A 13,686-nucleotide genomic window follows, 5' to 3' on the forward strand; every position below is an offset into this window, starting at 1 on the left:
ATGAAACGTGCGAGGTTGCCCGCCTTGCCCTCGATGTTGGCGAACTGACCGGCCATCTGCCCGCCTTGGATCGCCACCACCTGCAGGACGTTCGCGCCCATGCTTAGCTGGGTGAAGGTATCCTGCACCTGGTACGACGCGCCCTGCATCGCCGCCCGCAGCGCGCCGGTGCTGTTCGTCGCCCCGCGCTGCCGGAGCGCCAGCAACTGCGCCCCCGCGCCGGCCTGGTTGAGCTCGATCTCGACCCGCTCCAGCGCGCCGGCTTCCCGCGCCAGCTCGACCGCATGGTGCTCGGCCTCCAGCGCTGCCGCCCGCGCCGCCTGCACATACAGGCGCGTGCGCTCGGTCAGGACACCCTCGCCGGCCGCCGCCCGCTCCGCCGCCTCGGCGACCAGGCGGGTTGCGGTGGCCTGTCGCTGGGCATTCTCGGCCGCCGCGCGCGCATCGGCCGCGCCGATGTTGACCCCGCCCCGGATGGTGGGGGCCTCGATCGCCTTTGCCGCGATCTTCTGGATGTCGCTGAAGCTGTCCTCGAACGCCCGCTGCGCGCGCTTCGCCGAGTCCTCCGCCAGTTGGGCCAGCGGACCGAACCGCTTGCCCATGTCGGCGATCGACTTGTCGACGTTCTCCGACATCTTCGCGGCGCGCTGCTCGAAACGCGACAGCGGCTGCTCGCCCTCGGCGAGATGACGCCGCAGAAGCTCGGTCGCGGCGTCCACCTGAAGGAGCAGCCGTTCGGTATTGTCCGCCACAGGCCGCCCCCTATTCGTCCGGTACGCGGTTCATCCGCTCGTACCCGTTCATCGCATCCCAGAACTCTGGCGGCGTGGCCGCCCAGAACTCACGCGGCCGCCACCCGAGCGCGGCAGCCGCCGCGCCCATCAGCCGCCGACGGGGGCTTCGTCCGTCGTCATCGTCGTCGTCGGCGGCTTCAGGTTTCCCTGGGTGTCGTATCCACCGTTCACCGCGATCGCGAGAACGCCGCCGATCGTCTGCATGGCGGCGAGCAGGCCACCCTCGCTCGCCATGATGAGTTCGGTCACGCGCGGCGCGGTCGACTTGCTCGCGCCGGCATCGTCTGCATCGCGGCCGAAAGCACGGATCAGCTCGCACGCGATCTGGCCCGTCTCCGACATCCGCAACTGCTTATGGATGGCTGCGGTGGCAAGGTCGACCAGGCCGCGCCCGAGCGTCTTCTCGATGGCGTCGAGCGCTTCGAAGCTGGGGCGGAGGCCCATCACGGTGCCGGCGAGGGTGAGAGACGCCTCACCCCGATCGGCCACCGGCTGCCGGGCGTCGCTCACTTGGCCTCGCCCCCCGCCGCCGGCTGCTGCGCGCTCGGCTTGGCATAGAGCGCGCGGATGTCGTCGATCAGCGCCGGATCGGCCGCGATCGCGCGCGCGAGTTCCGGACCCGGCAGGAAGTCGGGCTCCAGAAACGGGCGGAGAGCGCGCGCCGCCCGGTCGGGACCGGCCGCCAGCACCGTCTCGATTTCGTGTGCGCCGCAGCCGGTCGCGGCGACGAGCTGGTCATTCAGGTCCTTGGGCGGCGTGATCTTCACGTCCTTGCCTGCGATCTTCATGGGTGTTCTCCGGGTGAGAGGGGGCGCGCCGGATCAGGCGAGCGCGTCGACCGTGGGCGCTTCCGCCAGGGTCAGGGTCACGCCGACGGTGACGCTCGCGCCCTGGTTGAAGCCGGTGTCATCGAGGCCGGTGTACATGGCCGCCTCGAACACCACGTCGGTCGCCGCAAACGGCTTCTTGCGGATTTGATAGACCTCGACCGCGTTCGACTTGTCGAGCGTCTCCATGCGCGTGTAGCCGGTCGGATCGGGCAGCGACGGGATGAGGTCCTGCTTGAGCGTCAGCGTCTTCAGGCCGGGCTGCTGGGTGTCGTAGCCCTCGGTGTCCTTGGTCGCGTTCGAGGTGAAGTTCTTGCCACCGCTCTTGGTCAGGTTGCCCTGCCCCGCCGGCTGCGAAAACGTCGTTCCGTCCGATCCGCGCAGGAACAGCCGATAATCATTCGCGAGCTTCTTCGCCATGCGTCTTCTCCCATGCGAAAAGCCGCGCTGGCGAGGCGCGGCAGGGTTGTGGAAAGGTGGTGGCGCTCAGTCCGCGAGCGCGAGGAAGGTGTAGGAAGAGACGCCCGTGTAGGAGGCCCCGTCATCGGAAAGAACGGCGTCGTCGTCATCGAACTGGCCTCGGATCACCCATCCGGGCACGTCGAGTTCGGTTCCATCGAGCGCCTCGTCGCACTGCTCTTGCAGCGCCAGGAGCGGTGCGCGCTCTTCGGCGTTGACGATCGCGACCACTGAGAGCGTAACGCTACGATCGGCGCTCGCTTCCTTGCCGGGCAGGCGCGCGCTCTTCATGTCACCGATGATGACGAGGTCGCCCTCGGCGTTCTCCGGGGCGTCCTGATAGACCGTCGCGCCGGTGACCTTTGCGACCAGGGCGGCGAACACCGCCGCCTCCACGACCGATTTCGCGCTACTCATCACCGGCTCCCGATATGGATTGCAGCGAGCGGGCGAAGATGCCCCGCAGGTTTTCCCGCAAGGCGCGGCGGAGGTCTGGATAACGCCCGGTCACGAACCGCTTGGGGGCCATAGCGCGGACCTTCATGAGGTATCGCCTGGTCAGGCCGCCGCCCGACTTGCGCCCAGCGCGATCATACTCGCGTTTGACGCCCGCCTTGAACCGTTGGACCGACACGACCTGCGCCTTGCGTCCCAGGTCCTGAATGCGCCCATAGAAGAGCTTGGACTGCCCTTTTCGCGTGCCGAGCAGGCCGACTTGCAGCCGGAGGGACTTGGGCAGCACCTTGTAGGAGATGCCGGCCCTCAATGCCCCCGACTTGCGCGGCGCTTTGGCGAGCACGGCCTGGTTCATCTGCCGGCCGGTGACGTTCAGCTCGACCACGATCTCGCCGGCGACGGCGTCCGGCAGCCGGCGAAGCAGCTTGCGGACCCTTCCGATGCCCTTGACTGGCCGCCGGGCCATCAGGAGGTCACCCCGCTTTCGCAGGTCATGACGATGCCGTCCCGGGCCTCATTCGGGGCCATGGTCCGGATGTTCATCGCCGTCGCGCCCATCACCGGGTCATCCCAGACGATCTGCATGGCGGGTGACAGGCCACGGCGGGCGCGGATGGTGACGCGCCACAGGCGGGTGGAGCGCTCCACCCCCTCGCGGAGCGCCTCATCGCCGCGCAGAGCGATGACCTCGGCCGCGACACCGCGCGCCAGGTCCTTCCACGGCGCGGCGGGATCGCGCGGCCTGCGGCCACCCTTGCCGTTGTCGATCAGGTCTTTCTCTTGGATCGTCACGCGATCCTTGAGGCGGCTGGAAAGGGTGCGGAGCGGCATTAGATCGCCATCACCCTGCAGCTATCGCATAGCCGCCCAGCGCTCGCCTCAGCCTTCGCCAGCACGTCGCCGCCTTCCCGATCGTCATGGTAGGCGGTCAGCAGCACAAGGGCCGCGCGGCGCATGTTGCGGGGGCTGTCGACGGTCAGAAGCAATCCCGTGCGACGCTCAACCCAGCCAATGGCATCAGCGAGCAGTTCGCTTAGGTGTTCGTCCTGGCTGGTATCATCCTCGTCAAATTGAAGCTGCCGGCGCGCCGACTCCATGCTGATCGCGGGCTCGGCAGCGCTCGCCTCGGCCTGCGACCAACTGGCCACAAGGCTCGCGTAGCGGGCCTGCACCTCAGCATCGGAGACATCCGCGCCAAGACCAAGGGCGGCGCGCATCTGATCGATGGTCATCACCGCACCTCATCATTGTGGTTTCGGGACCGGCCCAGGGGGAAGAAACCGGCCCCGAACTCGTCAGGCTTCCGCCTTAGCTCGCCGCACCGGCTTGGCGGCCGGGGTGTCGCGGTTCAGGCTGACACCGTCGCCGGTGGCGACCGTATAGCCCTCGGTGTTCAGCTTGCTCGGCTCGGTGCCGAAGGTGTGGCGCATGGCCGGTTCGCGGGCGGCCGGTTCTTCGCCTTCCAAAGACAGGGCACCGAGCTTGACCAGCTCGGCCGCATCGGCCTCGGCCATCAGGCGGGTGTCGCCGGCTTCGTAGTCCTTCCCGTCGCCATGCATCGAACGGTGGACGGTGTAGCGCTTCTGCTCGGCCATTCATCGGACCTCCAGTGCTTGGGGAGGGCGAATTGCCCTCCCCTTGGTCATCAGGCGTTGGCGAACTTGCCGTCCACGAACGCTTCGGGGCGGTACGTGGTGAGCGCCAGGCGCTCTTCGGCGAGGATCGTGACCATGTTCCGGCGGAAGTTGTCGCCGTCCTCGGTCGACACCAGCACGCCCGACTGTTCACGATCGAACAATTGCGCGCCCATGCTCCACGCGCCGACCGTGAACTCGCCGACAGTCTGCGCCATCGTCGGCACCACCGGCAGGCCCCACAGGGTCGGTGCCAGCGTCCCTTGTGGGTTGCCGATCAGATAGCGGCCATCGCCGTCCTTCATCATTTCGATGATGGCCCAATCGATCGGGTGCAGCACCTGACCGTCGGCGGGATAGAGCGCGAGCGCCGCCTGAAGCTGGGCGATGCGCAGCTTGTCGATCATGGTCGGCGCGGCGAAGCCGGTCAGGCCGGTCGGCACGGCATAGGGCGTCGCCTGGGGCTTGATGCCGAGCAGGTTCTGCCCGGTGCCGTCGCCCTTGAGCAACTGCACGTCCTCCACGAACGCGAGGCCATAGCGCAGCCGGTTGTCGATGATCGACCGCAGCCCGGGCGCGTCGGACAGGATTTCCGACGATGCCAGGAACCAGTGCGCGATCTTGCGCACGGGGGCGGTCTTGAGGTCGAACTTCAGGGTCGACTCGGGTTTGAGCGTTCCTTCCGCCACCATCCCGGCGTTGTTGGTGAAGCCCGTCTCCTGCACGTATTCGACCGAGCTGGAGGCGGTCTGACCGGGCGCGATCAGGTTGCGGATGGTCAGCCGGCGGTTCGGCAGCATCTGCATAGGCGACTGGATGCGATCGGAGCGGACCAGGTCGCCCGCCGAGCCATTGGCATCGGTCGTCAGCGACGTGATGGCCTTGACCTCGATGCCTGCGTTGCGGCCGGCGCGGACGCCGTTGGCGAAAGCCGACTTGTACTCGTCGCTCTCGACATACTGCTGCCCGATGGACTTGGTTTCGACATCGCCCGCGCCGCCGTTCCGCGCCGCCTTCTGCTCGAGGTCGTCCAGGCGGGACTTGACCTCGTTCATGCCCGTCAGCGCCTGATCGGCGAGTTCCTTGGCGGTTTCCGACATGGGAATGCCGCGCTGCGCCTCGGCAAGCGCCTGCTCGGCGATGCCCTTGACCTCGTTGTGCTTGGTTTCGAACAGCGCTTTGGTTTCGGCGGCCATCTCGGCCACCGACTTCGTGTCAGTCGTCATTGGGTTGCCCTTTCGGCAGAGATGAAGATCAGCCGCGCAGGGCCGTCAGGAACTCGCGCAGCTCGTCTATCGCCTTCGCCTCGGGCTCCCCCCGAAGATGCGGCGCACAGGCGGCGGCCATCGCCGTCGCCTTGGAACGAGAAAAACCGGCATCCCGCAGGTGATCCTCGAAATCGCGGACGGTGGGCAGTTCGCCGCCGCCCAGGATGTCCTTGAAACCGGTGATCCGGGTCCGATTGTTCATCGGCACGGTTACCAGCGAGATTTCGTGTAGCCCGACCTGCAACAGGTGACGGGACTTGCCCTCCAACCGGCGTTTGAGGGTGACGAACCCCATCGACAGGCCGGTGATGATGCCTTGGCGCACGTCCTCGCGCGCCTCGCGAGCAGCAGCGGACGTGCCGAACCGGCCCTTGACGTGCAAGCCATCCGCGCGGTCGTCAAAAGTGGTCCAGACGCCGACCGGGCGCTTGCGATCGTGGTGCAGCAGCATCGGCAGGCTCTTCCGGCCTTCCAACAGCACCGCGCCAGGGGCGACGATGTCGCCGCCATGGTCGGTATCGCCGTATCCGACGGCAAGGCCCTCGATATTGCCGTCGTCGTCAATCGACTTGGCGTCGAGTGCGATGTCCAGTTCGTCCAACATGGTCGCTACCTCGCGTGGGGATCGACCACGTCGACGGTTCCATCGTCTTCGTGGTCCTTGAGGAAGGAGGGGCGGGGAATGCCCGCCTGCGTGCCGGCAAGGATTTCCTCGGCCGTCATGGGAATGACCCCCGCCGCGTTCAGCTTGGCGATACGGTCGGCTTCGTTCTGCTGGTCGGTCATGATGTCCCCTGGGTTCCACGAATGGCCCGCGACAAAGGCACGTCCTGCATCTGCGCCATCAACACGTCGCCGCCATCAATCGGCGGCAAGCCCTCCAGTGCGCGGATTTCGTTCTTGGTCATGAACTGCTGCATGATGTCGTAATAGTCGGCGCGGCCGGCGCTATCCGCGCGCAGGAACGCCTCGGCATTGAACTTGATCGACACCCCCGCCGCGCGATCAGCCGGGGTTAGCAGTTGCTTCCACAGTGCGCCCTCGATGCGCTTCAACCGCTTGCGCATCTTGAACACCATGACGGACCGGGTCTGGTCTTTGATGCTCGAACCAAGCGCGGTGTTGCCGACCGTCTGCCCGACCAGATGCGGGTCCACCTCGAAAACGCGGCAGATTTCCTCGACGCTGAACCGCCGGCTTTCCAGCATCTCCGCGTCGCTGGGGTCGATGGTGAGCTGTTCCCATTTCAGCCCGTTATCGAGCAGCATCGGCCGCCCGGCATTGACCGCGCCGACAAATTTCTCTTGCAGAAGGGCCTCAAGGGTCGGCCGCTGGTCGCCGGTCAGAACCTTGTCGGTCGACATGACGCCTGACGGGCGGACACCGTTTGCGAACATCGTGGAAGCGGCGCGATCGGTCGCCACCGCCGCCGCGAATGCCTGCCGGCACGCACTCAACGGCGATACGCCGCCAAGCGGAGTTCCGCCGAACCCGCGAATATGCAGCACCTTGTCCTGAAGCTCCACGCGCGGGCCGGTCAGGTCCGTCCAGCGGTATTCCAATGCCCCATCCTGCCGGCGGGCGACCATCATGACATCGGCCGAGATAGGTGTCAGCGAAACGATGGAGCCGTTGGAGCGCCGCACGATTTCCGCATAGGCATTGCCGCGCAACTCGATGCTGCCGACCATGTATTCCCAGAAATCGAATGCCGACTGGTCGTAATTCGGGCTGTCGTGCAACAAGCCATAGAGCGGGTGCGACGTATCATCGACCGGGACACCGCCAGGGCCGCGCCGCTGCGGCGCAGCCGGCAGCGAGGCGATGTTACCGGCCCAGAAACTGACACAGGCCCAGGTGGCAGACAGCCCCGTCGCCTCGCCACGCGCGCCGCCCGCGTCGCTATAGCGCTCCGTGGTGACGAGGCCGGCGCGAAGGTTGTTGCCGTCCTGCTGCCCAGGCTCCAGGCCACTGGCCAGGGACAGGATGGCTTTCGCCTCGATCGGCAGCCCACGGCTGGCGGCGCTGCGCACCTCCGCCTCGGCCGCCCGGCGCGACAGCTTATAGCCGTTCACGACGCAAGACTCCTGATCCATTCATCGACGGTATCCTCTTGCGTAGCGAGCGCCGCCGTGCCGCGCGCCATGACCAGGCCGACCATGCCGTCAATCCGGCCCGTCGACTTGCTCTTGTCGAGCTTGCGATTGCCGGCCTCGTCCCGCTTCACCACGGCATTCGCAGCGCACATGGTCAGGACCGGGTTGTTTCCGTGGCGAACCTTCGCGTTCAGGAAGTCGATCTCGGTAACGTCCATGGCGGGAGCCATCGAAACGAACCCCTGCCCGAAGGGCTGGAACGGCAACTCGACGCCGATCTTCTGGAACTGCGCCTCCAGCGTCTTGAAGCGGTGTCGATCGTAGCCGATGCCGAGGACATTATAGGGCCGGCAGATGCTCGCCATCTTGTGGCCGACATAGGCGTAGTCGATCGCGACACCTGGCGGCGTCTCGATCAGCCCCATATCAGCCCATTTGTCGTAGGGACGACGGTCACGCTTGGCGTGATCCTTCAAGGTGTCGGCCGGCTTCCAGAACCAAGCCCGGTAGTGCCAAATTTCCTGCCACTCAGCGCCCAGCACGAAGGCGGCAAGGTCGGTAGTCTCGGCAAGGTCGAGGCCGCCGAATACACGCCCTTTCAGGAACGCCTCTTCCTCCGCCTCGCCGCCTGTCGCACCCCAGATGCTGGGCGAGATAAACGGCGAGAACCGGTTGACACGCTGGTTCAGGTAGAGGTTGCGAAAGCCATTCTCGAAACTCGGCATCCGCGACGCCTTCTGCGCGGCAGCGTCCAATTCCACCTGCGATCGGAACGCACCCAGAGCCGGATTAGCGGCTCGGTGCGCCTTCGCGTCCAGCACCTCGCATTTTTCAGGCGCTTCGTAGACGTGGGCAACGATTTTCGGATCATTCGACCGGCGCGCGTCGTCAATCTTGATCGACAGCATGTCGGCATCGGTCGGTGCCTGGGTCGAAATGATGAGGCGCAAGGCGTCGTCATACGCGCCCGATGCCGTCTCGATCGCCTCGACAAAGTCGTCTTGCTCGCCGCGAACCTGCCCCAGCTCGTCAAGGATCGCCAGCACCGGCGACAAGCCGTGCGCGGTATGGCCGTCGGCCGCCAGCGCGCGAAATTCGACGTTCATCGTCAGGCCGATCAGCGTCTTGCCCGACGGCACGATGCGAACCAGCTTTTTCAGCGCCGGGTTGAGCAGGACCATCTTGCTCGCCAGCTTGAACACCAGCGCGGCCTGATCGCGTGACCGCGCGCCGGACACGATCTGGCTGTTCAACCGGGCTTCTGGCCCGACCAGATGCGCCAATAGGATGCAGGCGATAAGCGCCGACTTGCCGTTCTTCCGCGCGATCGACAGGATGCCCTCGGTCGTGCCGGCAGGGTTGTCGTAAACGTCGAGGATGAACTGGCGTTGGAAGTCGATCAGCTCGACCGGCTTGCCGACCAGCTTACCCTCTGGGACGACGCAATATTTGTGGATGAACGCGATGACCCGTTCGCCGCGCGTCAACGGCTTGGGCTTCACTGGATGGTGGGCGGCCTTGCAAGCAGGCCGTCCTCATCATCGGCAAGCGGGTTGTGCCCGCCCTCGATCTCCATCGCCTGGGCTCGGCGCTTGTCCACGTCACGCTGTTCGCCGTGCTTCGCTCGACTGTCGATCTGGAGCGCGCGGCGTAGCGTGACGATCCGGCGCGCCAGCTTGTCCGACGCGGCAATGCTGTTCATCAGCGTCTGGATTTTCACCGCGCCATTGCGGCCTGTCGTCATCTCCGCGATGCGCTCGGCATCCGCCATGGCGCGGGCCAGGTTGGCGGCCACCACAAGGTCCGCCTCCGACCACTCGCCCTTGGCGCGTTCCTTGATGATGGCATCCCAAAAGGGCCAGTCAGCGGTTCGAAACTTGACGTGCGCGGGCGGAGATAGGTCGCGCGTCGCTGCCGCCATGGCCTCCACCGCCCCGGCCGCGCTGTCGATGCGCGTTCGTCGGGCCATACCGGGGCGCTCCTGTTCGGTCGTAAAGCAAAAACTGTATTAGCAATGAAATTCGTGAGTGCGTCGGTGTCCGGCCGGTCAGCCCCCCGACTTTTTGCCTCCCCCCACCCCGAGGGGGTCGCCCGACGATGCGTTCCAGGGGTGCCGGGGATCGGTCGGCCAGCCGTTCACGTCGCAAGCGCCGAGCGCGACTTGCCTGGCGTGCCCGAACTGTTCAGCGGTTACCTCCCTGTGGCAAGGGTCGCAGAGGTTGCGCGTGTTGTCGTCCTCGTCGGTCCCGCCCTTCGCCAGCGGCACAATATGATCGACCACCGTCGCCAGCGTCACGCGGTCGTCGGCATCGCACCGCTCACATAAGCCATCGGTGCGGGCGAGGCGGCGGGCGCGTTGGGCTTGGCCCGCCCGACCTCTCAGGCGCTGCACCATTACATGGCCGCCTCCATAAACGGAAAAGCCCGGCAACCTCTCGGCACCGGGCAAATCTCTAACGGTGATCCTCATGACCCATTTCGTGCCCCGAGGCAAGCCCCATCATCACTCCGTGGCGGTTGCGTCCTCAAGGTCAGCGCCACGCAAGATGGCCGCGATGTCAGCATAGGGGCGCATATGCCCCTTTTCATCGAGAAAGGCCGGGTCGACGGTCACATGCCGGACCGGCTGACCTCCCACCTCTAGTATCATCAGGTCGTCCATCGCCTCTTGCCTAGCCGTGGCGACGCGGCGGGCCACGGCATAGGTGAGCTGGTCGACGGCGAGCATGAAATGATCTTTGACCAGCTCGCGCCGCCGACCAGTCGCATTGCCCCAACGCGCCTCCGCGATCGTCTTAAAGTCGAGGTCGTCCAGCGCGACCGCCCGCAGCACGCCGAGCAGGTCCGGCGATACGAGGCCTTCAATCTGCCGCAGCGCCTGCCCCGCCGACGCCAGCACTTCAAGGCGCGTGAGCACCCCTTCCACGCCGCCGCCATCGCCACCCTGCCCGATGTCTAGCGCGCTCTTTACGGGAGACACCTCCGACACGTCGAAAGCGCGCCTATAGCGCCGCAGGGCGTGGATTTGCGGCGGCGTCAGGCCGTCGATCGTCTCGAACCGGGCCTGGCGCTGGAACGCCCGGCCGATGCGAACCTTCGTCACGAACGGCTTGCCGTCCTCGTCATAGCCGAGCGAATGCTCGTTGATGTCCGTTTCGATGAACGGCACCCGCTTCATCTGCTCCGGCGGCGGCGCGATCTCTGCCCGGCGCGCGCGACTCCGCGCCGCGTCGATCCGCGCCACCTTCCCGTTATAGGCCGGGACCGGCGATGCGGCATGACGCGCCGCCAGCGCCCGCCGGGCCGCCGCTAGAAGTTGCTGCTGCGCCTTGTCCTTACGCTTCGTCATTCGTGCCCCATCCCGGTATATGTTGTCTGCTGGTCAGGTGGCCTGCTGGCCAGCCAGCGCCGCTTCGATCTGCGCCTCGCCATCCTGTGTCTGGGGGTGGGTCATGGGCGGGGTTCCTCCGGCATGATGGCGACAAGGCCATTCAGCACAGCGGCGAACATGAGCACCGGCAGGAGCCAGATTAGGTCCGTTGGCATTGATGCTGCCATCGCCGCGAGACTTGCCGCAGTTGCGCTGACCACCGCGTGACGAAACCGGCCGCTCACGCCTCCTTCTCCCCGGCAAGGGCGAGGGCACGGCCGTATCTGACAGCCTCGCGGATAGCGTCTTCGGTTGTCTCCAACTCGTTGGCGTTCCAGCTAGCCAAAATCGACTGCACCGCCTCTTCGTCAGGGTCCGCCGGCTCGGGTAGCGCAAAGCCCCAATCGATCAACGTGGCGATGATCGTCGCCTCGTCGTGAGCCAGCATCTCACGCACCTCGGCAACCGTCATGGCGTTCTTGCGCGCCGTCAGGTCAGGCTTGGTGTCTGCCTGGGGGGTGGGCTGGGGGACGTTGCGGATGCGCCAAGGGCAGTGGCGGGTAATATGCTTTCCGTCACTGTCGAAGGCAAACCAACCGCCCTCAAGGTGGGGGCCTACATGATACGTGCCCGGCGGAGAAAAAAGACGGCGGACAGCGACAACCCGCCCATCCTCATGCAGAGCCTCGATGGGCTTGCTCCAGTCGATCGTGGCGGGCTGACGGTAATGCGGATGGTCGGAGGGGAGGCGGATGCGATCTACAGCATTCCAGTTTGGCTCGCGATTTGGCGACTGGTTCCAAATGTGCGGAGTTCCGTTCGACAGGTTGCCATACCAGTCGAAGCCACCCCCACCCGCTTGGAAAATGTCATCATCCCGCACAAACCCCGGCCGCTTGCCATCCACGGCGATCGCAGGGCCCCATTCGATGTCGGTCATATCGGTTGCTCCAGTCACGCGGCTTGCGCCTGAAAGGTGGTGCCGTCGGGGCTGAATTGCGTGGCGATGCCGCGCGTGCGCAGGAAGGCGTTGACCCGGTCAACCTCCTCCGGCGGAATGGCGGCGACATCGCCTTCCTCGGGAGCCCGGCGGCCGGCGCGTATGATGGCGCGCGCCCGGCGGATCGCGGCCTCTTCCGGGCTGACCCATTTCGCCATGCGATCCTTGATCTGGTGGATGGTCGGCATCCAGTCGAGTTCGTCCAGGCAACGGCGGCAGGCATATGCCAGCGCCCGCTCGTCGCACCCCGCCAGCATGGCCATATAGGTGTTGAGCTTGAGGGTGCCGGCCACGGTGTCGGTCGCCTGGCTCGGCAGGGCCACCGACAGGCCGCCCAGCGACTGCCGGATGTACCGCTCGCCGGCCGGCTGCGGCGTGGCGACAGCCCGCGCGATCGGCTCAATCAGCGCGATCTCGCGCGCCGTGAACACCGCGTCAGGCTCGAAAGCCCGGTCCAGCACGTTCCGCGCGCTCTGCGTCAACGACGGCATCGAACATCCCGTTGCCGCTGCGTCGTGGTGTGTAATCTCGGTGGCCATTGGTGCTTCCAGTCGATTGCTTGGGTCGAGGGTCGAAGATTGCTCCCCAGCCGCGCTCTGCGGCGTGCTGGACGATCCGGCCGGGCGGCCACTCGTCGTCCGACAGCTTGGCCAGATCGCGCAGCAGGCCGGCATGAGCGGTGGCCGTGTTCGCCAGCCGCTTCGACTTCCGGTTGGTGAGCAGGTCCGCCCAGTGCGCCGGGTCCACCCCCTCGGGGCAGGGCCACGGCGCGGACCGGGCCTTACGCGTACGTGCGTCAGACCCTTCCGGGTGGGGGTGGGGGTGTGGGGTTTGTTGGGGGGTCTGGGGGGAAGAAAGGGGAGAGGGGGCGGGGGCGGGGTTGGCGTCACCAAGCGTCACTTGTGCGTCACTATCGTCACATGTGACGGTGACGGCGTCACATGTGACGCTTTGTGACGCTGCGTGACGCTTACGGTGCCGCCGCATCCGCAGCGCGCCCTTGCTCGGCTGGTGCGCGGCCTCGATCGCGTCGGCGACGCGCTTGTCGGCATCGGCGGCGCGCGCGGCGAGCATCGCAACCTCGGCGATCAGTTCGGCAGGGGTTCCGGCGGCGATCAGGCGCGCCAACAGGTCAGTGCTCACCGCCACCCCCATGAGCGCAGCGCCACCGCGCCGCCGTCGGGCGTGTTCACCAGCGCCCAGGGAAAGCCCAGGCGTTGCAGCTCGTCCCGCCACCAAACCTGATCGGGGTCGAGGTCGACCCGCCCTTCCCGCTTCACCTCCATGAAGCCGACACGCGGCTGACGCTGGTCAAGCACCGTCAGGTCGGGGAAGCCCGGCCGCACGCCGTCGCCCTTCAACGCCGCCGTCTGCTTGGCGCGCGCGACCGCGTCGCCGGCCAGGTGTGACCCGTTGGGCGTATGAACGGCGTGGCACCCCATCATGGCGAGCAACTGGATGTTGGCACGCTGGATCGGGCGCTCGGCGAGCTTCGGAGGCGACTGGCGGCGGATGCGGGTCACCGATTGCGGCCCTTGCCCATCAACCTGCCGCCGCCTCGGCGCGCAGCTTCTCGGCGTGCGCCATGATGCGCTTGGCCTGCCGGTCGAGAGCGTCCGCCGCCGAGCGAAGGTCGGCGCTGCTGACCCCTCGTTCGGCGGAGAACTTTGCGCGCAGGCTGCGCGGCTGGATGCCCAGCGCCTCGGCAAGCTCCCCCTGCCCGCCCAGCATGGTCGCGGCGGTGGTGAGCCCCATCATTCGCGCGACGCTGAACGATGTTGC

23 protein-coding genes are annotated in these 13,686 nt (G+C 66.6%); all 23 read right to left on the reverse strand.

Features of this window, described 5'->3' with window-relative positions; genetic code table 11:
- A partial coding sequence (locus tag GGQ96_RS21795) for a phage tail length tape measure family protein (protein ID WP_184116337.1) occupies positions 1 to 752 on the reverse strand: 752 nt, incomplete at its 3' end.
- 10 nt (positions 753 to 762) lie between these two features.
- The gene (locus GGQ96_RS21860; RefSeq protein WP_184116339.1) at positions 763 to 882 is read right to left on the reverse strand and encodes a phage tail assembly chaperone; all 120 of its coding nucleotides are present in this window, start codon (positions 880 to 882) and stop codon (positions 763 to 765) included.
- Complete coding sequence (locus GGQ96_RS15275) at positions 882 to 1,304, reverse strand: GTA-gp10 family protein (RefSeq protein WP_184116340.1); 423 nt, start codon at positions 1,302 to 1,304, stop codon at positions 882 to 884. The genes GGQ96_RS21860 and GGQ96_RS15275 overlap by 1 nt, the downstream gene beginning before the upstream one ends.
- Positions 1,301 to 1,582, reverse strand: a complete 282-nt coding sequence (locus tag GGQ96_RS15280; protein ID WP_184116342.1) for a hypothetical protein — start codon at positions 1,580 to 1,582, stop codon at positions 1,301 to 1,303. The genes GGQ96_RS15275 and GGQ96_RS15280 overlap by 4 nt, the downstream gene beginning before the upstream one ends.
- A 33-nt stretch (positions 1,583 to 1,615) precedes the next feature.
- Positions 1,616 to 2,041 (reverse strand): hypothetical protein, encoded by a 426-nt coding sequence (locus tag GGQ96_RS15285; RefSeq protein WP_184116344.1) that lies wholly within the window; start codon positions 2,039 to 2,041, stop codon positions 1,616 to 1,618.
- 66 nt (positions 2,042 to 2,107) lie between these two features.
- The gene (locus GGQ96_RS15290; RefSeq protein ID WP_184116346.1) at positions 2,108 to 2,497 is read right to left on the reverse strand and encodes a hypothetical protein; all 390 of its coding nucleotides are present in this window, start codon (positions 2,495 to 2,497) and stop codon (positions 2,108 to 2,110) included.
- Positions 2,490 to 2,921 (reverse strand): hypothetical protein, encoded by a 432-nt coding sequence (locus tag GGQ96_RS15295; RefSeq protein ID WP_184116349.1) that lies wholly within the window; start codon positions 2,919 to 2,921, stop codon positions 2,490 to 2,492. The genes GGQ96_RS15290 and GGQ96_RS15295 overlap by 8 nt, the downstream gene beginning before the upstream one ends.
- Positions 2,922 to 3,001: 80 nt before the next feature.
- A complete protein-coding gene (locus GGQ96_RS15300; protein ID WP_184115721.1) occupies positions 3,002 to 3,367 on the reverse strand; it encodes a head-tail adaptor protein in 366 nt (121 codons plus the stop codon).
- A complete protein-coding gene (locus tag GGQ96_RS15305; RefSeq protein WP_246360636.1) occupies positions 3,367 to 3,768 on the reverse strand; it encodes a hypothetical protein in 402 nt (133 codons plus the stop codon). Before GGQ96_RS15305 ends, GGQ96_RS15300 begins: the two co-directional genes overlap by 1 nt.
- Positions 3,769 to 3,831: 63 nt before the next feature.
- Positions 3,832 to 4,131, reverse strand: a complete 300-nt coding sequence (locus GGQ96_RS15310; RefSeq protein WP_184116351.1) for a hypothetical protein — start codon at positions 4,129 to 4,131, stop codon at positions 3,832 to 3,834.
- Positions 4,132 to 4,181: 50 nt separating this feature from the next.
- Positions 4,182 to 5,396 carry a phage major capsid protein gene (locus tag GGQ96_RS15315; RefSeq protein WP_184116353.1) on the reverse strand — a complete coding sequence of 405 codons (1,215 nt, stop codon included), beginning with the start codon at positions 5,394 to 5,396 and terminating at the stop codon, positions 4,182 to 4,184.
- Between the two features lie 28 nt (positions 5,397 to 5,424).
- Positions 5,425 to 6,039 carry an HK97 family phage prohead protease gene (locus GGQ96_RS15320; protein WP_184116355.1) on the reverse strand — a complete coding sequence of 205 codons (615 nt, stop codon included), beginning with the start codon at positions 6,037 to 6,039 and terminating at the stop codon, positions 5,425 to 5,427.
- Positions 6,040 to 6,047: 8 nt separating this feature from the next.
- A complete protein-coding gene (locus tag GGQ96_RS15325) occupies positions 6,048 to 6,224 on the reverse strand; it encodes a hypothetical protein (protein ID WP_184116357.1) in 177 nt (58 codons plus the stop codon).
- Positions 6,221 to 7,471: a phage portal protein gene (locus GGQ96_RS15330; protein WP_221240017.1), complete on the reverse strand. Its 1,251-nt coding sequence runs from the start codon at positions 7,469 to 7,471 to the stop codon at positions 6,221 to 6,223. The genes GGQ96_RS15325 and GGQ96_RS15330 overlap by 4 nt, the downstream gene beginning before the upstream one ends.
- A 38-nt stretch (positions 7,472 to 7,509) precedes the next feature.
- Complete coding sequence (locus GGQ96_RS15335) at positions 7,510 to 9,036, reverse strand: terminase large subunit (RefSeq protein ID WP_343059084.1); 1,527 nt, start codon at positions 9,034 to 9,036, stop codon at positions 7,510 to 7,512.
- Positions 9,033 to 9,455 (reverse strand): terminase small subunit, encoded by a 423-nt coding sequence (locus tag GGQ96_RS15340; RefSeq protein WP_184116361.1) that lies wholly within the window; start codon positions 9,453 to 9,455, stop codon positions 9,033 to 9,035. Before GGQ96_RS15340 ends, GGQ96_RS15335 begins: the two co-directional genes overlap by 4 nt.
- 126 nt (positions 9,456 to 9,581) lie before the next feature.
- Complete coding sequence (locus GGQ96_RS15345; protein ID WP_184116363.1) at positions 9,582 to 9,929, reverse strand: HNH endonuclease; 348 nt, start codon at positions 9,927 to 9,929, stop codon at positions 9,582 to 9,584.
- 108 nt (positions 9,930 to 10,037) lie between these two features.
- Entirely contained in the window at positions 10,038 to 10,778 is a 741-nt protein-coding gene (locus GGQ96_RS15350; RefSeq protein WP_184116365.1) for a hypothetical protein, read from the reverse strand.
- A 367-nt stretch (positions 10,779 to 11,145) separates the two neighbouring features.
- The gene (locus tag GGQ96_RS15355) at positions 11,146 to 11,844 is read right to left on the reverse strand and encodes a hypothetical protein (RefSeq protein ID WP_184116367.1); all 699 of its coding nucleotides are present in this window, start codon (positions 11,842 to 11,844) and stop codon (positions 11,146 to 11,148) included.
- A gap of 14 nt (positions 11,845 to 11,858) precedes the next feature.
- A complete protein-coding gene (locus tag GGQ96_RS15360; protein WP_184116369.1) occupies positions 11,859 to 12,365 on the reverse strand; it encodes a hypothetical protein in 507 nt (168 codons plus the stop codon).
- Positions 12,340 to 13,047 (reverse strand): hypothetical protein, encoded by a 708-nt coding sequence (locus GGQ96_RS15365; protein WP_184116371.1) that lies wholly within the window; start codon positions 13,045 to 13,047, stop codon positions 12,340 to 12,342. The genes GGQ96_RS15360 and GGQ96_RS15365 overlap by 26 nt, the downstream gene beginning before the upstream one ends.
- Positions 13,044 to 13,427 carry a VRR-NUC domain-containing protein gene (locus GGQ96_RS15370; RefSeq protein WP_184116373.1) on the reverse strand — a complete coding sequence of 128 codons (384 nt, stop codon included), beginning with the start codon at positions 13,425 to 13,427 and terminating at the stop codon, positions 13,044 to 13,046. The genes GGQ96_RS15365 and GGQ96_RS15370 overlap by 4 nt, the downstream gene beginning before the upstream one ends.
- 19 nt (positions 13,428 to 13,446) lie before the next feature.
- The gene (locus tag GGQ96_RS15375; RefSeq protein WP_184116375.1) at positions 13,447 to 13,662 is read right to left on the reverse strand and encodes a hypothetical protein; all 216 of its coding nucleotides are present in this window, start codon (positions 13,660 to 13,662) and stop codon (positions 13,447 to 13,449) included.
- Positions 13,663 to 13,686 lie beyond the last annotated feature (24 nt).

It is taken from the genome of Sphingomonas abaci (assembly GCF_014199625.1).
GTDB lineage: Bacteria > Pseudomonadota > Alphaproteobacteria > Sphingomonadales > Sphingomonadaceae > Sphingomonas > Sphingomonas abaci.